The following is an 18,649-nucleotide window of genomic DNA, read 5'->3' as shown; positions in this document are numbered from 1 at the left end:
TCCTTAGATAAGTCCGAGCTTGCCCAGCTCGATCTGAGCGCTGAGTACGTCGTGGGCAAGGGTCAGTCCAGATATCTCGTTGGCCTGTACGAGCAACTCGGCATTATGGATCTGCACCGTTGGTCCGCCCAGCACGACAGGGCAGGTGATATTGGCCAGCAAGCGGGGCAGTTGGGCCACGTTCAGCGACTTGCTGGAGTAGAGCAACAGGCCGCGTGGCTTGAGGTATTCGGCTGCCAGCGCCAGCTCACCGACAGGCAGCGGCCAGTCGAACACTTCGACCGGACAGTCGGCGCTGCTCACCAGCCAGGCCGCGAGCCACAGATGCGGCTCCAGCGGCAGATCGGACTGATTGACCAGCAACAACGGGCTGCCATTGAGCTGGCGATTGTTGTGGTAGATGCGCGCGCCAAACTTGCTGCGCAGCCAGGAATAGAAAAACGTGCGCTCCAGTTGTGCGCCGAACTTGCCTTGCCAGCGCTGTTCCAGTTCGGCCAGCAGTGGCAGCAGCAACTGTTCACACAGCGTGCGCGGCGGGTACAGCGACATCGCCTGATTGAACACGTCATCGACCCGGCGCTCGGCCAGCTCGCCGATCGCGACCAGCAAGGTCTGGCGCAGTGCGTCCCAGTCGTTGGTCGGCGGCAGGGCGTCCTGGCGGTTGTCATCGATCAGGCCCTTGACCTGACTGACGGACACGCCACGGTTGAGCCAGGTCAGAATCTTCATCACGCGCTGCACATGCTCGTCCGAATACAGCCGATGACCTTTGGCAGTGCGGTGCGGGACGATCAGTCCGTAACGACGCTCCCAGGCACGCAGGGTGACGGCGTTGACGCCTGTCTGGCGTGCCACCTCACGGATCGGCAGCCAGTCGCCCGGCACCTCTGTATCTGTTTCATTCATGAGTCAAATCGCATTGCGCAGGCTGAGGTTTTCCGGGTGGGGCTGCATGTACACCTGCAGTGCCACATACGGGTCCGGATGTTGGCGAAAATGATGCTTGAGCAGCGTCAACGGCACGATCAGCGGCACGATGCCCTGGTGATACTGGGTAATGACCTGCTGGATTTCCTGCTTGTCTTCGCTGGTGATGGTCTGTTTCAAATAACCACACAGGTGCTGCAGGACGTTGGTGTGAGTACTGCGCGTGGCGCACTTTTTCAAGGCCGCCATCAGTTGGCTGAAGTACATCGGCGCGATTTCATTCGGGTCGGTGCGGCCCATGCTGCCGAGCATCTTGCCCAGTGCCTTGTATTGCACCGGGTCATTGGCCATCAGTTGGTATTTGTAGCGCGAGTGGAATTCGGTCAGAGCGCGCCGGGTGACGCCTTCTTTCAGCAACTGTTTCCAGGCAGCGTAGGCAAACACGCGGGTGACGAAATTTTCGCGCAGCACGGCATCGTTGAGCCGGCCGTCTTCCTCCACGGGCAGATCGGGGTGACGTTCGCAGAAGGCCTGCGCATAGATCCCACGGCCACCACCATCGACCGGCGCGCCGTTTTCGCGGTAGACCTTGACCCGCTCAAGGCCGCAGGACGGGGATTTCTGCATGAAGATGTAGCCGCATATATCACCCAGCTCATCGGCCATCTGTATGCCGTAATCCGCCAATGCCTCGGTAACGTCGAGGTCACGATTGACCGTGCCGAGCGCCTTGGGATTTTCTGCGTCGCCTACCAGCCTGATCGGCTCGCGCGGGATGCCCATGCCGATAGCGACTTCAGGGCACGCCTGGACGAAATCGAAATACTTGCTCAGCGCCTGTGTACACAGATGAGATTCCTTGTGTCCGCCATTGAAGCGAACCTCGGCACCCATCAGGCAGGCGCTGATGCCGAGTTTGGGTTTTTCGATTGCGGACGTCGCCATCAGTCACCTCTACAGAAGACTTGTACAGATAGTTCGTGCTGTACAACTTGTCTTCATCATAGGGGTGTAGCTGTACAAGTCAAATTCTTTGTAGAGGGCGGTAAAGGCTGCCTCCAGCTACTTCCAGCCCATCCGCCACGTATCCGCCTGTTGCAACACCTGCCACGGCAGTCGCTCGCTGCGCTGGGTCAGCACGGCCTGCAGCTCGACTTCCAGAACGGTGCCTTCTTCATCCTTGAACAGCTCGGTCACCAGAAAGTGTTTTTCCCGGTTGAGCGGGGTGGCGGCTGTCCATTTCGACAGCAGCAGCTTGCGCGGGTTGATCTGATTCATTGCATATGCTCCAGCAGTCGGCGCGCTGCTTCCTGACCACTCAGCCATGCACCTTCCACGCGCCCTGACAGGCACCAGTCGCCGCACACGTAAATGCCCAGATCTGCATCCGACAGGGTGCCCCATTCGTGAGAGCCGGCAGGCCGTGCATACAGCCAGCGATGTGCGAGGCTGAACACCGGCGCAGGCATTGTGCAATCGATCAACTCCGCGAATGCGCCGTGCAATTGTTCGGTGACCTGTTCTCTGGAGGCGTCGATATTCTGCTGGCTCCATTGGCTGGTGGCGTGCAGTACCCAGGTATCGAGCGTGGCATCGCGCCCGGGTTTGCTGCGATTGCGGGCCAACCAGTCCAGTGGGCTGTCTTGCACGAAGCAACCCTGCATGGGCGTCTGCAGCGGGGTTTCGAAGGCCAGTGCCACGGCCCAGGTCGGGTCCATCTTCACGCCTGCGACCACGCTGGCCAGTTTCGGCGCGGCAGCCAGCAGGGCAGTGGCCTGAGGGGCCGGGGTGGCGATGATCACATGGCTGAAGGGGCCGTGACTTTCGCCTTCGGCATCCAGTAGGTTCCAGTGTTGTTCACCGCGAAACACTTCAGTGATGCGGCACGAGAACGACACCGGCAGATCGCCGCGCATTGCTCGGGTAATGGCGCTCATGCCAGGCGTACCAACCCAGCGCACTTGCTCGTCCGGTGAAGGGCTGAGCCTGCCGCCGTGAAAGTTATAGAGCGAGGGGGTCCACTCGGCGACGTGACCCTCGGTTTGCCACTGCTTGACTGCGGTGGCAAAGCGCCGGTCTCGGGCGGTGAAATACTGTGCGCCCATATCCAGCGAACCTGCGTCGCTGCGCTTACTGGACATACGACCGCCGCTGCCGCGGCTCTTGTCGAAAAGGTGCACCTGATGCCCGGCGGATGTCAGCGCCTGGGCTGCTGAGAGTCCGGCGATACCGGTACCGATGATTGCGATAGGGACAGTCATAGGGGCCTCGTTACCTTGTCTGTACAGACTACGCCGTAGTTAAAACCTGTACAATCTTCTTGTTTGGTATAACTTGCAGTGGTTTTGCTATCTAGCGGTTGAGTCACATTGCCACTGGCAAGGTCGAACGGTTCAGCGACTCGGGCAAAGGCCTCGGAGCTGCGTTTCACTCTGCTGTGGCCTATGGTTCAGCTGACAGTTTCGTTTTCCGGACCAACGTCACGGACCGCGTCACTGGTAAAAATAAGACTACTCAATTGTCACCTACGCCACGCGAGGTTATCTGCCATGCACATATTGCTGACCGGTGGTACTGGTTTGATAGGACGAGCGCTCTGCCGTTTCTGGTCTGCCCAAGGCCATGAATTGACGGTATGGAGCCGAAAACCCGCCGACGTCGCCGAGCTGTGCGGCCCTTCAGTGCGTGGCATTGCCAGCCTTGATGAGCTGGGTACGCAGCCGGTGGATACAATCATCAATCTGGCGGGCGCGCCTATTGCTGACCGCCCCTGGACCCGCAAGCGTCGTCTGTTGCTGTGGGAAAGTCGCGTCGGCCTGACCGAACAACTGCTCAAATGGCTGGCCACTCGTTCGCAAAAACCTGCGCTGATGATTTCCGGTTCCGCAGTCGGCTGGTACGGCGACAGTGGCGAGCGCGAAATCGACGAAACCTCTCTGCCCGCCAAAGAAGACTTTGCCAGCCAGCTGTGCAACGCCTGGGAAGAAACCGCGCAACGTGCCGAGGCGCTCGGTGTGCGGGTGGTGCTGATACGTACAGGGCTGGTGCTGTCCGACCGCGCCGGCTTTCTGCAGCGTCTGTTGCCTCCTTTCAAATTCGGTATGGGCGGGCCTATCGGCAATGGCAGGCAGTGGATGCCGTGGGTTCACATCCAGGATCAAATCGCCGCGATTGATTTTCTGTTGAATCTGAATGAAGCAAAGGGTCCCTATAATGTTTGTGCGCCTTCACCGGTGCGCAATCGTCAGTTTGCCAAGTCCCTGGCCGGCATTCTGCACCGACCGGCATTCATGCCCATGCCTGCGCTGGCCCTGAAAGTATTGCTGGGTGAGCTTTCGGTATTGCTGCTCGGTGGTCAGCGTGCGCGGCCGGAGCGTTTGCAGGAAGCTGGTTTTACATTCAAGTACACCGAACTCGACACTGCCCTGCAGGATTTGCTGGGTCGCCACTGAACGCTGTTGAAATGAATAGGATGTTGCATGACCGATCACGCTTTGTTGCTGGTCAATCTGGGTTCGCCTGCTTCTACTCAAGTGGCAGACGTGCGCAGCTATCTGAACCAGTTCCTGATGGATCCCTATGTGATCGACCTGCCGTGGCCGGTGCGCAGGCTGCTGGTCTCGCTGATTCTGATCAAACGGCCAGAGCAGTCCGCGCACGCCTATGCGTCCATCTGGTGGGATGAGGGTTCGCCCCTGGTGGTGCTGAGCAAGCGTCTGCAGCAGGCGATGAAAAAGGAGTGGTCGCACGGGCCGGTCGAACTGGCCATGCGTTATGGCGAGCCGTCCATCGAAACCGTGCTGACGCGGCTGGCAGAGCAGGGCTTCAAGAAGGTCACCCTGGCGCCGCTGTACCCGCAGTTCGCCGACAGCACGGTGACCACGGTCATTGAAGAAGCCAAACGTGTGGTGCGCGCCAAATCGTTGAAGATGCAGTTCTCGATTCTGCAGCCGTTCTACGATCAGCCCGAGTACCTGAGTGCGCTGGTGGAAAGCGTGCGGCCGCATCTGGAGCAGCCTTACGACCATTTGCTGCTGAGTTTCCACGGTCTGCCGGAGCGGCACCTGCACAAGCTCGACCCGACCGGCAAGCATTGCCTGAAGGACGACTGCTGCATGACCGCACCCGCCGAAGTGCTCGCCACCTGCTATCGCGCGCAGTGCATACAGTCGGCGGCGGCGTTTGCCAAGCGTATGGGCATTCCTGACGGTAAGTGGTCGGTGTCGTTCCAGTCGCGTCTGGGGCGCGCCAAGTGGATCGAACCCTATACCGAAGCGCATCTGGACGAACTGGCGGCGAAAGGTGTCAGGAAGCTGCTGGTCATGTGCCCGGCGTTCGTGGCTGATTGCATCGAAACCCTGGAAGAAATCGGTGATCGCGGTGCCGAGCAGTTCAAGGAAGCGGGGGGAGAGGAGCTGATCCTGATCCCTTGCCTGAACGACGACCCCAACTGGGCGAAAGAGCTGAACAGACTGTGCGAACGTGCGCCGTTGATGTTGTGATGCGCTGAACCGCGGAGCATGGGCACGATAGTGTTCTCCCAGACGCTTATCGTGCCTCACGCTCCAGCGTGGGAATGCCTTGGGTGACGCTTCGCGTCACAAGGCTGCGCCGGACCCCATGTTCAGCATAGGACGCAGAGCGTCCAGAACGGCATGCCAGCGCGGAGCATTGGCACGATGGTCATGCCCGCTCCGGCCAGGATTACGGCAACTGATCATCCAGTTGCTTGTTCTTCCAGCTGTCATTGCCCGGCAAGATCAGGTTCAGGACAATGGCGGTCACGGCGCACAGGGCAATGCCTTTCAGGCCGAAATCGTTCGGGCCGTTGCCGGTGCCGATCAATACCCCGCCGATCCCGAACACCAGGGTGACCGAGACAATCACCAGATTGCGCGCTTCGGCCAGGTCGATCTTGTGGCGGATCAGGGTGTTCATGCCCACCGCTGCAATCGAACCGAACAGCAGGCACAGAATCCCGCCCATTACTGGCACCGGAATGCTCTGCAGCAGCGCCCCGAACTTACCGATGAACGCCAGGATGATGGCAAAGAACGACGCCCAGATCATGATCTGCGGGTTGTAGTTCTTGGTCAGCATCACCGCGCCAGTCACTTCGGCGTAGGTGGTATTGGGTGGGCCGCCGAACAGACCGGCAGCGGTGGTGGCAATGCCGTCGCCGAACAGCGTGCGGTGCAGGCCCGGCTTTTTCAGGTAGTCGCGGCCGGTCACGCTGCCGACTGCAATCACCCCGCCGATGTGCTCGATGGCCGGGGCCAGAGCGACCGGGACGATGAACAGAATCGCCTGCCAGTTGAATTCCGGTGCGGTGAAGTGCGGCAAGGCCAGCCAGGCGGCGTCAGCGATCTTTTTGGTATCGACCACACCAAAGTAGAACGACAGCGCGAACCCCACCAGCACGCCGGAGATGATCGGCACCAGACGGAAAATGCCTTTGCCGAACACCGCCACGATCAGCGTGGTCAGCAAGGCGGGCATCGAAATCAGCATGGCGGTCTGATAAGGAATCAACTGCGCGCCATCGCCGGACTTGCCCATTGCCATGTTGGCTGCGATAGGAGCCATAGCCAGACCGATCGAGATGATCACCGGCCCGATCACCACGGGAGGCAGCAGGCGGTCGATGAAACCGGTGCCCTTGATCTTCACCGCCAGACCGAGAAAGGTGTACACAAAGCCTGCCGCCATGACGCCGCCCATGGTCGCGGCCAGGCCGAACTGGCCTTTGGCGAGGATGATCGGGGTAATGAAGGCAAAGCTTGAGGCCAGAAAAACCGGCACCTGACGCCCGGTGACGATCTGGAACAGCAGCGTGCCCAGGCCTGCGGTGAACAGCGCCACGTTCGGATCGAGCCCGGTGATCAGTGGCATCAGGACCAGCGCGCCAAAGGCCACGAAGAGCATTTGTGCGCCAGATAGAATCGTGCGCCACAGTGGATCGTTGAACTCCTGCTGCGTCATCAGGTTACGCGTCCTTCTGCTTGGTGCCGAAAATCTTGTCTCCGGCATCGCCCAGGCCCGGAATGATGTAGCCGTGTTCGTTCAGACGCTCGTCAACGGAAGCGGTGTAGATCATCACGTCCGGGTGCGCTTTCTCCACTGCAGCGATGCCTTCGGGCGCCGCGACCAGGACCATTGCGCGGATTTCCTTGCAGCCAGCCTTCTTCAGCAGGTCGATGGTGGCGACCATCGAGCTGCCGGTGGCCAGCATCGGGTCGATGATCATAGCCAGGCGCTCGTCGATTTCCGGAACCAGTTTTTCCAGGTACGTGTGCGCCTGCAGGGTTTCTTCGTTGCGGGCCACGCCGACCGCGCTGACCTTGGCGCCCGGGATCAGGCTGAGCACGCCGTCGAGCATGCCGATACCGGCGCGCAGAATCGGCACGACGGTGATTTTCTTGCCCGCGATCTTCTCGACTGAGACCGTACCGGCCCAGCCTTGAATGTCGTAACTTTCCAGCGTCAGGTCGGCAGTGGCTTCATACGTCAGCAGCGCGCCGACTTCCTGAGCCAGCTCACGGAAATTCTTGGTGCTGATGTCGGCGCGGCGCATAAGGCCGAGCTTGTGGCGGATCAGTGGGTGACGGATCTCACGAATGGGCATGGGGAAAGGCTCCAGCGGGGCAAAAATCGGTCTAGGTTAATCTATTCGGCACTGACTGTCTTAGGCTCTGTACGTAAAGTGGCTGCGCTCGGTGATGCTGCGTTAAAAACAGGCTCGGAATGCTCATTTACAACACGTAGACTCCGCTTCCTCGCCTGTTTTTGCCTTGCCTGACCTTCGCTCGCCGACTTTTCGTACAAAGCCTAAAGCACATGCAGTATCGTTACGGAGCTTCGACGTTCGCGGCTTTTGCAAGACACTCGCAACGTTAGTCCAGAATCACTTGCTCTGGCTTGAACGGATGCGTACCTTTGCCCGCTTTTCTCAAACTGCCTTACCTGGAGAGCGTCATGTCCGCTGATCTCGAGCATATCCGTCAAGTCATGCGCGAAGCTGACTGCCTGTACACCGAGGCCGAAGTGGATGCGGCCATTGCCCGCGTCGGCGCGCAGATCAATGCCGAGCTGGCCGAGCGCAATCCTGTCGTGTTCTGCGTCATGAATGGCGGCCTGATTTTCTCCGGCAAGCTGCTCACCCACCTGAACTTCCCGCTGGAAGCGTCCTACCTGCACGCAACGCGCTATCGCAACGAAACCACCGGCGGCGATCTGTTCTGGAAAGCCAAGCCGGAAGTCTCGTTCATGGATCGTGACGTGCTGATCATCGATGACATCCTCGATGAAGGTCATACCCTGGGTGCCATCATCGACTTCTGCAAACATGCCGGTGCCCGCGCTGTGCACACTGCCGTGCTGATCGACAAGGACCACGACCGCAAGGCTCGCCCGGACCTGAAAGCCGACTACGTCGGCCTGCCATGCATCGACCGTTATATCTTCGGTTTCGGTATGGACTACAAAGGCTACTGGCGTAATGCTGCCGGTATCTATGCCGTCAAAGGAATGTAAGGCATTCTGACGGCCGCTTCTGCTAGCAGGGGCGGTCGTCGATTCGCAATTACATGGAAAGCCTCAATGAAGCTACTGATTCCCGGCGCCGTGGCGTTGGTGCTGTTGTCTGGTCTGGCAGTTGCCGCACCTGCTGCGCCGGTATCGGCCAGCCCCATGCACGATCAATACCTGCCGCCTGACGACCTGAGCCTGCGCGAAGGTGTGCCCGAACAGCAACAGTTGATGCGGGTCACCGAATACACCATCGTTGCCGGTAATCAGCGGCAGTCGAGTCAGCAGCCGATTCCGGTCACCTCACCCTTGTCGCTGCGCCTCAAGGGCAAGTCGCTGAACAAGGGTGCGTCCATCTCCCAGGTACTCGTGCACTTCGATGGCGGTGATAGCAAAAGCCTTAAAAAGCCGACCTATGATGAGCCATCGCGCACGTTGACGCTTTATTACCCGCTGTCCCAGTACCGCGTGCTGGTGGACCTGCTGCGCAACGAGAAGGTTTATTGCCAGTTCCTCAGTTATGCCAACGGGCACATCTGGGCTGATCTGCACACCACCTCTGCACGTGCGCGTTGAGCGCGGCGCTCGCCGGAGGGTAAACTGCCCGCCCGTGAAAGTGTCTGCGACCTGCTGGAGCCTGTAATGCGTAAAGATAAGAAGCAGTTGATTGGCGATGAGATCGGCGATGAGCAGATCAAGCTGTTCCTCAACTTCGAGCCGTATGATGCTACCTCGCCGTCGCTGCACAAGCTGATCAAGGCCTACCGTGGGCTGCGCATCAACGATTTCGAACGCTTTCTGGTGTTCTTCAAGGAAGCGGGCCATGACTTCGATGGCAAGGACGAGCACGGTAACGACTTCATCGCCCTGATCAAGGATCAGCGCAACGCTGATGAATACATCGAACTGATCGAGAAAGCCCGTACGTAATTGTCGTTTGACTGTCGTGCCAATGCTCCGCATTACCAGGGCTGGACGCAGAGCGTCCGGAACTGCATTCCCACGCGGAGCTCTCAGTCGTTATACACACGTCCTAGAACGCCCGGAATAATGGGCTTCCGAGCTTCTGTCCAGAGGGCGCGGGAGCGAACTTGTTCGCGAAGACGGTGTTTTAGTCGATGCATTTTCGGCAATTATACGACCCCCTTCGCGAACAAGTTCGCTCCCACGGCCTTCGGCCAGAATCAAAAACAGACTTGCGTATAACACTGAGCGCAAAGCGTAAGGATGAACGCTGCAGTTATTTGCGCGCCTGATACGCCTTGCCGTAATGCCGTTCCAGTCGTGACTGCAATAACTCCAGCCCGATCGACATGATCCAGTACAGCACCGCTGCGGTGGTCAGCATTTCGATGTATCGATAGCTGGAGCGGCCGTAAGACTGCGCGAGAAACATCACTTCCCAGACGCCCATCACTGAAATCAGTGAAGAGTCCTTGAGCATGGAGATGAACTGGTTGGTGGTCGGTGGAATGATCGTGCGCATGGCCTGGGGCAGGGTGACACGCCAGAAGATCTGCGCCGGGCGCAAGGCCAGAGCCATTGCGGCTTCACGCTGTCCGGCAGAGACGCCGATGATCCCCGCACGGAAAATCTCGCTCAGGTACGCCCCGTAGTTGAGCGACAGCGCGATCACCCCCGCTGTGATGGCTCCGGGGACGATGCCGAGTTGCGGCAGACCGAGATAGATCAGCAGGATCTGGATCAACAGCGGTGTGCCGCGAAAGAACGAGGCGTAAAAGCTGGCGATGCCGAACGCCACCGCGCTGCTGGAAAGCCGCGCGAGTGCAGTGACAAAGCCGAGCGCGACCGAGACCACGATCGAACACACCGACACGAACAGCGTCAGCGCCGCGCCCTGCAGAAAACCGTTAGGGGCCAGATGCAGCCCGATCAGGTTCGGCAGTTTGTCGAGGATGATCGACAGCTTCAGATCGAAGCTCAGGAAGAAGCCGGCGAACAGCACGAACATGACCAGCCAGGTCAGGTAAAGCCGTGTGCGGAAGCCGAAAACTCGCTTGAGCAGGCTCTGTTCGGCCTGCTCTGGTGGGCGCTGGGGCTGGAAAGAAGTCATTTGCTGATGTCAGCACCGATCCACTTTTGCGACAGCTTGCTCAGGGTGCCGTCGCTCTTGAGTTCGGCGAAGACTTCGCGAACCTTGGCGTCCCATTCCGGATCGTCTTTTTCGATGGCCACGGAGTTGGGTTCTTCATACAGCGACTCGCCCGCCAGCTTAAAGCGTTTGTCCTGATCCAGGCGCGGCTTCGCTGTCACCAGATTGGTGAGTATCGCGTCCAGCCGCTTGCCAGCACCCAGCCCGAGGTCTTGAAAGGCCACGTTGTCGTTGTCGTACGGGGCGATCTGCACGTCTTCAAACGGGTACTGCAGTGGCTTGTCTTCGGCGCCATCGATGACCAGATTCTTGTTCAGGTAGCTTTCGTAGCTGGAGGCGCTGGTCAGGCCGACCTTCTTGCCGCTCAGGTCCTTGGCCGAATGGATACGATCATCTGTAGCGTTAACCACAATCACCGCTGGCGAGGCGTAATACTCGACCGGGAAGTTGAACACTTCGGCGCGAGCCTTGCTCGGTGTCATCGAGCAGACGCAAATGTCATAACGGCCACTCCAGTGGCCTGCGGCGATCACGTCCCAGGACGGTGTTTCGAGGCGCAACTTGACGCCCAGTTTCTGCGCCACGGCCTTGGCGACGTCGACATCGAAGCCATCCAGTTCATTCTTGTCATTCAGGAACGAGAAGGGCGGGTAACTTTCCATGAGGACGTTGACCAGCTCTTTGTTTTTCTGCACGCGATCCAGCGTGGCGCCGGCCAGAACTTGCGTGGAGGCTGCCAGAGTGACCAGGCCGATGCCCAGCAGAGCGCGATAATTCACAGATGTCCCCTGAAAAAGTGTTTGTAGTTTGATTAAAGGGCCGTATTAAATACGTTATACAAGACTGACTCATAATGAGTTTTTTTCATATACATATAAGCAGATCACATATGACCCAAGGCACAACTGTAATTCTCGATGGCGGCATGGGCCGTGAACTGCAGCGTCGCGGAGCCCCGTTTCGCCAGCCGGAATGGTCGGCTCTGGCATTGAGTGAAGCGCCCGAAGCGGTGAGTTCGGTACACGCCGCTTATATCGAAAGTGGTGCTCAGGTCATTACCAGTAACAGCTACGCCGTCGTGCCGTTTCATATTGGCGAAGAGCGTTTTGCCCGCGAAGGTCAGGCATTGGCAGCGCTGGCCGGGCAACTGGCGCGCGAGTCGGCCGATGCCTCTGGCGGACGCGTCCGCGTGGCGGGCTCCATTCCGCCGCTGTTCGGTTCCTATCGCCCTGACCTGTATCAGCCGGAGCTGGCTGCCGATGTTCTGAAACCGCTGGTTGCCGGGCTGTCGCCGTATGTCGACCTGTGGCTGGCCGAAACCCAGAGCTGCATTCTCGAAGCGCAGACCATCCGTGCCGGGCTGCCGAATGACGGCAAGCCGTTCTGGCTGTCGTTCACCCTGCAGGATGAGGACACTGACGAGGTTCCGCGTCTACGCTCAGGCGAGCCGGTCGCCGACGCCGCCAGGGCAGCCGCCGTAATGGGCGTCGCCACGCTGTTGTTCAACTGCAGCCAGCCAGAGGTGATCGGCGGCGCACTCGATGCGGCGCGTGAGGTGTTCACGTCGCTGAACGTCGACATTGCCATTGGCGCGTACGCCAATGCCTTCCCGCCGCAACCCAAGGACGCCACGGCCAACGACGGCCTGGATGAGCTGCGCGAAGACCTTGACCCACAGGGCTATCAGCAGTGGGCGGCAGACTGGGTCAAGCGCGGCGCCACGCATATTGGCGGCTGCTGCGGGATTGGCCCGGAGCACATTGCCGTACTGTCCAGAAGCCTCTGACCGGCACGTGCAATAAAGGCAATAAAAAGCCCCGTGGCTGGTGCAAGCTCACGGGGCTTTTTGTTACAGCACAGCAGCGGCTGGATCAGGCGAAGCTGTGTTCCTGGCTGCTTTTCTCGACCAGTTCCAGCGCCTCGTCGTTCTGCGTGCTGATACGCTCGTAGAGCGGCGCATCGGTTTCGAGGATTTTCTCCCGGGCCGGGAAAATCTCTTCGAGCTTGGTCGCCCATTGCGTGCGGGTTTTCTCCGGGAAGCAGCGTTCGAGCAGCTCAAGCATGATCGACACGGTCACCGATGCACCCGGCGAAGCGCCAAGCAGGGCGGCCAGTGAGCCGTCTTTTGCGGAAACCAGCTCGGTGCCGAATTGCAGCACGCCGCCTTTTTTCGCGTCTTTCTTGATGATCTGCACGCGCTGACCGGCGATTTCGAGACGCCAGTCTTCGGCTTTCGCTTCCGGATAGAAGCGACGCAGCGATTCCAGGCGTTGCTCCATCGACTGCATCACTTCGCTGACCAAGTACTTGGTCAGGTCCATGTTGTCGCGCGCCACCGCCAGCATCGGTTTGATGTTGGCCGCGCGTACCGACAGCGGCAGGTCGAGGTACGAGCCGTGTTTCAGGAACTTGGTGGTAAAACCGGCATAAGGTCCGAACAGCAGGGATTTCTTGCCATCGACCACGCGGGTGTCCAGGTGCGGCACCGACATCGGCGGCGAGCCCACGGCGGCCTGGCTGTAGACCTTGGCCTGGTGGTGCTTGACCACATCCGGGTTGTCGCAACGCAGCCACTGGCCGCTGACCGGGAAGCCGCCAAAGCCTTTGCTTTCTTCAATGCCCGACAACTGCAGCAGCGGTAACGCTGCGCCACCGGCACCGAGGAACACGAACTTGGCATCTATCTCGCGCGTGCCGCCGCCATTCACGTCCTTGACGCTGACGGTCCAGCCAGCGCCGTTACGGGTCAGGTTGGTCACGCGGCTGCGGTACTTGATCTGCGTGCCTGGAGCGCTGGTCAAATGCCCGAGCAATTGATTGGTCAGCGCGCCAAAGTTGACGTCGGTGCCGTTCATCATGCGCGTTGCGGCAATTTTTTCGTCCGCAGGCCGGCCAGGCATCATCAATGGCATCCACTCGGCCAGCGTTGCCTTGTCCTCGGTGTATTCCATCGAAGAGAAGGCGTGATGCTTGCTCATGGCTTCAAAACGGGTCTTGAGGAACGAGACGCCTTTTTCGCCCTGCACGAAGCTCAGGTGCGGAACCGGATTGATGAATGATCGGGCTGACCCAAAGGTACCCTTGCGTGCCAGGTAGGCCCAGAACTGTTTCGAGACTTCGAACTGGGTGTTGATGTGCACCGCTTTCTTGATGTCTATGGAGCCGTCAGCCGCAGGCGGCGTGTAGTTCAGCTCGCACAGACCTGCGTGGCCGGTGCCGGCGTTGTTCCACGGGTTGGAACTCTCCGCGGCACCGGAATCCATCAGCTCAACGACTTCCAGCGTGATGCCGGGGTCGAGCTCTTTTAGCAATACCGCCAGAGTGGCACTCATGATGCCCGCTCCGACCAGTACTACATCGACTGCTTCGTTATGCGCCATTAACGCGTCTCCAAAATCTGCAGCACCAAATTGACGGCATACGATCCTGAGGCTGTTTGCCAGGTGTTCGTGGGCTGAATCAAGCGTCTACCCTCGTTTGCCTGGCCAGGATCGCCTGACCGATTCTTCGCAATTTTTCGCATCCAAAGCGCAGGTCCCGGTCAGGCCCGGTCATGGTTCATCAAGGCTTCATGAACGCATTTCCAGGCCTGCGAGGCCATTCGACCATCGTCAGGGAGCCCCTTGTGCAACGGGCTCCTGTCGATGGCGTCAGGCTCCGGTCATGGAGGCGCAGTCGCGGTCAGTCCTGTTCAAGAGAGCCGGTTCAGACGCTGATGGTGCATTTACAAACGCGTACCTATTCATTTGCTCGCCACACTCTTGTGAAGTAGTGAAACCCGTTTTTCACGTCCTTTTGGGAACGCGAACCAAACCTCGAAATGGCTGCGATGACAGCGCTGGCAGATCAGGCGCATAAAGAGTGAGGCGCTGGCCGGCGAGAAAGGTTCGATACGATTCGAGCATTCTCCACCTTTCATCGAGCACACTCGTGCGCAAATGACCTGTGTGGGCGGCTCTCTGTGGGCATTACGAAGGCGCTAATACGGCGATTAGCAGTGCTGCGAGGCCCGATCAGGAGACGTCCTTATAATCGGGGGGAGATTATAGCGATGAAATGGCAGGAATTGATCGCTTTAAATGACTTTTATTCGCTCCCCGGTCAGGCGGTGAGCAACTGGCCGCGCGTTGAGCGTTCGCTACGCTGCGCCATGCGTGCGCTGGCGGGCAGTGGCTGATTCAGCCAGCTGAGCCGTTGCTCGGTCACTTCGACCCATTCCGCACCGGTCGGACGTTGCGCGCAGTGCTTGAACGCACGGCAGACGCCTGCCTGATCGATACGCGCGTAGTGGCGATGCTGGGGGCGTGCAGTGAACAGAGACCGGAACAGATTCATGGCGCAGCTCCTGTGACGTGAATGAGCGTCTGTGCGATGGAGGCGAGTCTGCAGCGCGGATGTGACGTCCTGATTACACCGTGCTGGAGGAATCTTGCCCTGCGTTGCTGCGTGAACCCCGATGCGTGTCGAATGTCCGAGGCTTAACGGTCAGTGGCCTCTGGTTTGCGGCTGTTACAGGCCGCTATACTGCGGCACATTCAGTGTCTGGCCCATGGAGAAATGAGCATGCTGCGTCGCATTTTGTTCGGTTTGCTTGCTGTAAGCAGTTTGACCCTGGTGGGCTGTGCCCACAGTCCGCAACAACTCAGCCCAACGCCCAAGCTCAACGCGCAGCTGGCGGCGGTAGGGCGTGGTCAGCCTGTGGTGGTGCGTGTCGTCGACGGCCGTCCTGGGCCGACGCTGGGCACGCGCGGTGGCATGTACCCGGAAACCAGCGCAATCAGCGTCACCGGTGCCGACATCGTTCCCAAGCTTCAGGCTCAGGCTGAAGCCGCCGTACGCCTGCTGGGCTTTACACCGACCCAGGGCGGCAGCGCTCCGCAGTTGACCGTGACCCTGGCAGACCTCAAGTACCAGTCGCCGAAGGAAGGTCTGTACGTAACTGAAGCCACCATCAGCTCGACGTTCCGCGCTGACGTGCGCAATAACGGCCGCACCTACAGTGGTCGTTATGCCGCATCGCTGGACCAGCGTTTCGGTATGGCGCCGAATCAGGAAACCAACACCAAGCTGGTGAGCGACGTGTTGAGCGACGCACTGACCCGTGTCTTCCAGGACCCGACCATCGGTTCGACCCTGTCGCAGTAAGCATGCGATAAAAAAAGCCCGGCCCCTGTTGAGGGGGCCGGGCTTTTTGCTGTTCAGGGTTTGGTATCAGGCTGCCTGCTGGTAGAAGTCGAGGAAGCTCAAGCCCGTGTCCTGATCCAGATCCGGCAAATCATGATGAACATGCCCGCCCAGTGCGCAGTAGACCAGCCAGTGGCGGTCCTGAACATTGAAGGCCAGGCCATCGATCAACTCCTGCTGCTCATCGCTTGGGGCGATGAGATAAAGGCGATCCTGATTTTTTGCATGCAGCATGACAAGCTCCAAAGAGAGGGAAGTCCGTTTCTCGAGGAGCCACACAATGCAGGCGAAGTATGACGCTGGGGTGACAGTGGCAGAGAATTTTCATGCAGGATATTTCGGGGACTGGATGACCGTGCGGAGCATGGGCATGATACGTGCTCTCCCGTGCACCTATCGTTCCTCACGCTCCAGCGTGGGAACAGCGCTGACGCGCTCAAGGTCGGACGCAGAGCGTCCAGAACGGCGTACCCACGCAGAGCATGGGTACGATAGACGTTCCAGTTCTTAAAGCGCGAGCCCTGCCTTGACGCGGTACTGGTTGCGCACTGGTGTCGCATATTGCTGAATCATGTAAGGGCGATGCTCGATCGGCGTGCCTGCCAGGCGGCTTTCCCACTCTTCCCTGGCGCGGTCGAGCTCATCTGCCGGGAACAGCGCTTCAGCCTTGGGCACTTCAAGCGCCGGATCGGCAGCGCTCCATTGCGCATACGCCAGGTAATGCACCGGGAACAGCCGATAGCCGCCGAGAATCTGCCGGTCCATCTCGATGGCCAGTTGCTTGGTGTCCTCGAAATGCTCGGTGATCGGCGGTGCAAAGTTAACGTGCACACGGCCTTTATAGCCGGTAATCCCCAGTGCAATGCTCACGTCGTCTTCGCCCGGCGTCTTGGTGTAGGCGCCGGTCGTCGCACGAATGTAAAGCTCGCGGGCCTTGGCGCTGTCGCACGGATCATACTCATAGCTGATCGACACCGGGATCAGGTTCAGCGAACGAATCACGTCACCAAACGGCTCATCCTTGCGGCTCATATGGAACATCTTGAGGATCGCCGACTCGGTACGGTCGTCACCGTCCTTGGCGCGGCCTTCGGCCTGAGCGATCCAGATCGACTGGCAGTCCTTGGTGATCGAGTGATTGATATACGCCGACAGCAATTGATAAGCCGCCATCTTCTCGCGCCGCCCAGTGATCGAGCGGTGCACGATGAAGCTCTTGTTCAGGCGCATCAGGTCGCTGACGAATGGCTTTTGCAGCAGGTTGTCGCCAATCGCGATGCGCGGAGTGGGCAGACCTGCGTGGTACACGGCATAGTTGACGAACGCCGGGTCCATAACGATATCGCGATGGTTGGCCAGAAACAGGTAGGCGCAACCGGACTTCAGTTGTTCGACGCCGGTGTAGGTGACCCCGTCCGTGGCGCGTTCGATGGTGTGGTCGACGTAATATTCAACCTTGTCCTGCAGCGTGGCGACCGAGTCGATACCGGCGAACTCGCGGCGCAGCTTGCGTGCCAGGGTTGGCTGCAGCAGCCAGCCGAATGCGCCCGCAAGGCGGGGAAAGCGAAATCGGGTCAGAATGGCGAGAAAGGCTTTGTCGCTCAGCAGACGTGCCAAGACGGCGGGGACTTCTGCATCGTTGTAAGGTCGGATGGCATCAAATTCGCCCATCATGCTCTCTTGTTTGAATCGAATAGGGTAAAAAGAAGACGGATTTGTTAAAACTGCCTTCTGAAGAATGGGTCAATTATACGCATAACTGACCCCGGAGACCGTGATGCAGGAATTACAGAGTTACGACTGCCCTTATTGCGGCGAACCTGTCGAAGCCGTGCTGGACCTTTCCGGTGGCGATCAACAGTACATTGAAGACTGTCCGGTCTGCTGCCGCCCGATCGTTTTCGACCTGCAGACCGACGGCGAAGACTGGAATCTGGACGTTCGCAGCGAGAACGAGTGATGCAGAAGATCTACGAGCCCGAAAACCTGATGGAGGCCGAGTTGCTGCTGGCGATGCTTGCCAGCGAAGGCATCGACGCGCATCTGGCCGGTCGCGATCTGCTCGGAGCGATGGGCGAACTGCCGGGGCTGGGGCTTCTGGCACTCAAGGTCGAAGATGCGCAGGTCGCTCGCGCACGAGCGTTGATCACTGCGTACAATAGCGCCTCGCCCCTGTCTGGCGATGAGCCGGACGACTTCCCCGATGTACTGGTGTGCTGAGCACCTTCAAACGAGTCTGATTAGCCCCCATGTGTGGACGCTACGCCCTGTTTCGCTGGACCCCCGCCTTTGCCGCCTTGCCCGGTTTTCCTGCCGATCAGCAGGCGCAATGGAATATTTCGCCAGCCGACTGGGTATTGATCATGCGTGCTGCCGAGAACGCTGACGGTATCGAACTGGTGCGTGCGCGCTGGGGCCTGACGCCGGCCTGGCTCACCGACCTGTCGAAAACGCCTGCCCATGCCCGCGCCGAGACCGTGGCCGAGCAGCCGATGTTTCGCGATGCCTTCACCCATCGCCGCTGTCTGCTTCCCGCCAACGGCTTTTACGAATGGCGCGGCACGGTGCGCAAGCGTCCGTTCTGGCTGACGCCGGGGGAGGGCGCCGCGTTGTTTTTTGCCGCGATCTGGGAAGCCTATCCGGTGCAGGGGCACACGTACCTGAGCGTCGCGGTGGTCACCCAGGCGGCTGCGACCCAGCGTCGGCCGCTGATTCTGGATGCCAAGGGCCAGAAAGACTGGCTGGCCGCCGACACACCTCTGCCGACCCTGCAAGCGTTGCTGGCTGCCCCGCAGACGGCGCTGCGTGAAAGGCCTCTGGCCAATCTGGTCAATGATCCCAAGCTGAATGCGCCCGAGTGCCTCACGCCATTAAGCTAGTCGGGCAGGGCAAAAAGCA

22 protein-coding genes are annotated in these 18,649 nt (G+C 59.4%); 10 read left to right on the top strand and 12 right to left on the bottom strand.

Annotated elements, in window-relative coordinates; translation table 11 throughout:
• Positions 1–3: 3 nt before the first annotated feature.
• The 4 genes from JOE33_RS09380 to JOE33_RS09365 all read right to left on the bottom strand — a co-directional run bounded on the left by JOE33_RS09380 (position 4) and on the right by JOE33_RS09365 (position 3,188).
• Positions 4–906 (bottom strand): MerR family transcriptional regulator, encoded by a 903-nt coding sequence (locus JOE33_RS09380; protein WP_096130478.1) that lies wholly within the window; start codon positions 904–906, stop codon positions 4–6.
• Positions 907–909: 3 nt separating this feature from the next.
• On the bottom strand, positions 910–1,872 hold the full coding sequence (locus tag JOE33_RS09375) for a DUF523 and DUF1722 domain-containing protein (RefSeq protein ID WP_187625171.1): 963 nt from the start codon (positions 1,870–1,872) through the stop codon (positions 910–912).
• Positions 1,873–1,989: 117 nt separating this feature from the next.
• On the bottom strand, positions 1,990–2,205 hold the full coding sequence (locus JOE33_RS09370; protein WP_003318221.1) for a TIGR02450 family Trp-rich protein: 216 nt from the start codon (positions 2,203–2,205) through the stop codon (positions 1,990–1,992).
• Positions 2,202–3,188 (bottom strand): FAD-dependent oxidoreductase, encoded by a 987-nt coding sequence (locus JOE33_RS09365; RefSeq protein ID WP_187625170.1) that lies wholly within the window; start codon positions 3,186–3,188, stop codon positions 2,202–2,204. The genes JOE33_RS09370 and JOE33_RS09365 overlap by 4 nt, the downstream gene beginning before the upstream one ends.
• A 288-nt stretch (positions 3,189–3,476) precedes the next feature.
• Here JOE33_RS09365 and JOE33_RS09360 point away from each other — a divergent pair, with 288 nt between their 5' ends.
• The gene (locus tag JOE33_RS09360; protein ID WP_010428663.1) at positions 3,477–4,379 is read left to right on the top strand and encodes a TIGR01777 family oxidoreductase; all 903 of its coding nucleotides are present in this window, start codon (positions 3,477–3,479) and stop codon (positions 4,377–4,379) included.
• 27 nt (positions 4,380–4,406) lie between these two features.
• Positions 4,407–5,429: a ferrochelatase gene (gene hemH, locus JOE33_RS09355; protein ID WP_187625169.1), complete on the top strand. Its 1,023-nt coding sequence runs from the start codon at positions 4,407–4,409 to the stop codon at positions 5,427–5,429.
• A 202-nt stretch (positions 5,430–5,631) separates the two neighbouring features.
• Here hemH and JOE33_RS09350 read toward each other — a convergent pair whose 3' ends face one another.
• Together JOE33_RS09350 and upp are read right to left on the bottom strand one after the other, a co-directional pair.
• Positions 5,632–6,909 carry a uracil-xanthine permease family protein gene (locus JOE33_RS09350; protein ID WP_010437106.1) on the bottom strand — a complete coding sequence of 426 codons (1,278 nt, stop codon included), beginning with the start codon at positions 6,907–6,909 and terminating at the stop codon, positions 5,632–5,634.
• A 4-nt stretch (positions 6,910–6,913) separates the two neighbouring features.
• Entirely contained in the window at positions 6,914–7,552 is a 639-nt protein-coding gene (upp, locus tag JOE33_RS09345; protein WP_003408662.1) for a uracil phosphoribosyltransferase, read from the bottom strand.
• 350 nt (positions 7,553–7,902) lie between these two features.
• Between upp and JOE33_RS09340 the strand changes: the two genes are divergently transcribed.
• The 3 genes from JOE33_RS09340 (at position 7,903) to JOE33_RS09330 (ending at position 9,384) form a co-directional block, all read left to right on the top strand.
• Entirely contained in the window at positions 7,903–8,460 is a 558-nt protein-coding gene (locus JOE33_RS09340) for a hypoxanthine-guanine phosphoribosyltransferase (RefSeq protein WP_003318214.1), read from the top strand.
• A gap of 66 nt (positions 8,461–8,526) precedes the next feature.
• Positions 8,527–9,030: a hypothetical protein gene (locus JOE33_RS09335; protein WP_003365577.1), complete on the top strand. Its 504-nt coding sequence runs from the start codon at positions 8,527–8,529 to the stop codon at positions 9,028–9,030.
• A 66-nt stretch (positions 9,031–9,096) separates the two neighbouring features.
• Positions 9,097–9,384 carry a PA4642 family protein gene (locus tag JOE33_RS09330; protein WP_003318212.1) on the top strand — a complete coding sequence of 96 codons (288 nt, stop codon included), beginning with the start codon at positions 9,097–9,099 and terminating at the stop codon, positions 9,382–9,384.
• A gap of 310 nt (positions 9,385–9,694) precedes the next feature.
• On the opposite strand, the gene JOE33_RS09325 is transcribed toward JOE33_RS09330, so the two are convergent.
• The gene (locus JOE33_RS09325; RefSeq protein WP_010437696.1) at positions 9,695–10,528 is read right to left on the bottom strand and encodes an amino acid ABC transporter permease; all 834 of its coding nucleotides are present in this window, start codon (positions 10,526–10,528) and stop codon (positions 9,695–9,697) included.
• Positions 10,525–11,346 carry an ABC transporter substrate-binding protein gene (locus JOE33_RS09320; protein ID WP_010437694.1) on the bottom strand — a complete coding sequence of 274 codons (822 nt, stop codon included), beginning with the start codon at positions 11,344–11,346 and terminating at the stop codon, positions 10,525–10,527. The genes JOE33_RS09325 and JOE33_RS09320 overlap by 4 nt, the downstream gene beginning before the upstream one ends.
• A gap of 110 nt (positions 11,347–11,456) precedes the next feature.
• Between JOE33_RS09320 and JOE33_RS09315 the strand changes: the two genes are divergently transcribed.
• Positions 11,457–12,353, top strand: a complete 897-nt coding sequence (locus JOE33_RS09315) for a homocysteine S-methyltransferase family protein (RefSeq protein WP_163023412.1) — start codon at positions 11,457–11,459, stop codon at positions 12,351–12,353.
• 85 nt (positions 12,354–12,438) lie between these two features.
• Here JOE33_RS09315 and mqo read toward each other — a convergent pair whose 3' ends face one another.
• Positions 12,439–13,947 (bottom strand): malate dehydrogenase (quinone), encoded by a 1,509-nt coding sequence (mqo, locus tag JOE33_RS09310; RefSeq protein WP_187625168.1) that lies wholly within the window; start codon positions 13,945–13,947, stop codon positions 12,439–12,441.
• Positions 13,948–14,668: 721 nt separating this feature from the next.
• Entirely contained in the window at positions 14,669–14,902 is a 234-nt protein-coding gene (locus JOE33_RS09305; RefSeq protein ID WP_010437688.1) for a hypothetical protein, read from the bottom strand.
• Between the two features lie 228 nt (positions 14,903–15,130).
• Here JOE33_RS09305 and JOE33_RS09300 point away from each other — a divergent pair, with 228 nt between their 5' ends.
• Positions 15,131–15,712, top strand: coding sequence for a YajG family lipoprotein (locus JOE33_RS09300; RefSeq protein WP_003346137.1), 582 nt, complete (start codon positions 15,131–15,133; stop codon positions 15,710–15,712).
• 66 nt (positions 15,713–15,778) lie between these two features.
• Here the strand turns inward: JOE33_RS09300 and JOE33_RS09295 are convergent, their stop codons facing one another.
• Both JOE33_RS09295 and JOE33_RS09290 read right to left on the bottom strand, forming a co-directional pair.
• On the bottom strand, positions 15,779–15,985 hold the full coding sequence (locus JOE33_RS09295; RefSeq protein ID WP_003346138.1) for a hypothetical protein: 207 nt from the start codon (positions 15,983–15,985) through the stop codon (positions 15,779–15,781).
• A gap of 273 nt (positions 15,986–16,258) precedes the next feature.
• The gene (locus JOE33_RS09290; RefSeq protein ID WP_163023623.1) at positions 16,259–17,422 is read right to left on the bottom strand and encodes a 1-acyl-sn-glycerol-3-phosphate acyltransferase; all 1,164 of its coding nucleotides are present in this window, start codon (positions 17,420–17,422) and stop codon (positions 16,259–16,261) included.
• 106 nt (positions 17,423–17,528) lie between these two features.
• Here JOE33_RS09290 and JOE33_RS09285 point away from each other — a divergent pair, with 106 nt between their 5' ends.
• Genes JOE33_RS09285 through JOE33_RS09275 form a run of 3 tightly spaced genes read left to right on the top strand, consistent with a single transcriptional unit; the run spans position 17,529 to position 18,630 of the window.
• Positions 17,529–17,711: a CPXCG motif-containing cysteine-rich protein gene (locus JOE33_RS09285; RefSeq protein WP_003318204.1), complete on the top strand. Its 183-nt coding sequence runs from the start codon at positions 17,529–17,531 to the stop codon at positions 17,709–17,711.
• Positions 17,711–17,971, top strand: a complete 261-nt coding sequence (locus JOE33_RS09280; protein WP_010437683.1) for a DUF2007 domain-containing protein — start codon at positions 17,711–17,713, stop codon at positions 17,969–17,971. Before JOE33_RS09285 ends, JOE33_RS09280 begins: the two co-directional genes overlap by 1 nt.
• A 29-nt stretch (positions 17,972–18,000) precedes the next feature.
• Positions 18,001–18,630: an SOS response-associated peptidase gene (locus JOE33_RS09275; RefSeq protein ID WP_003365552.1), complete on the top strand. Its 630-nt coding sequence runs from the start codon at positions 18,001–18,003 to the stop codon at positions 18,628–18,630.
• Positions 18,631–18,649: the final 19 nt, after the last annotated feature.

This window comes from Pseudomonas sp. PvP027 (assembly GCF_017833005.1).
In the GTDB taxonomy this organism is placed as follows: Bacteria; Pseudomonadota; Gammaproteobacteria; order Pseudomonadales; family Pseudomonadaceae; genus Aquipseudomonas; species Aquipseudomonas congelans.
Note: the sequence above shows the minus strand (reverse complement) of the source record. Positions and strands in the feature narration are given on the sequence as shown.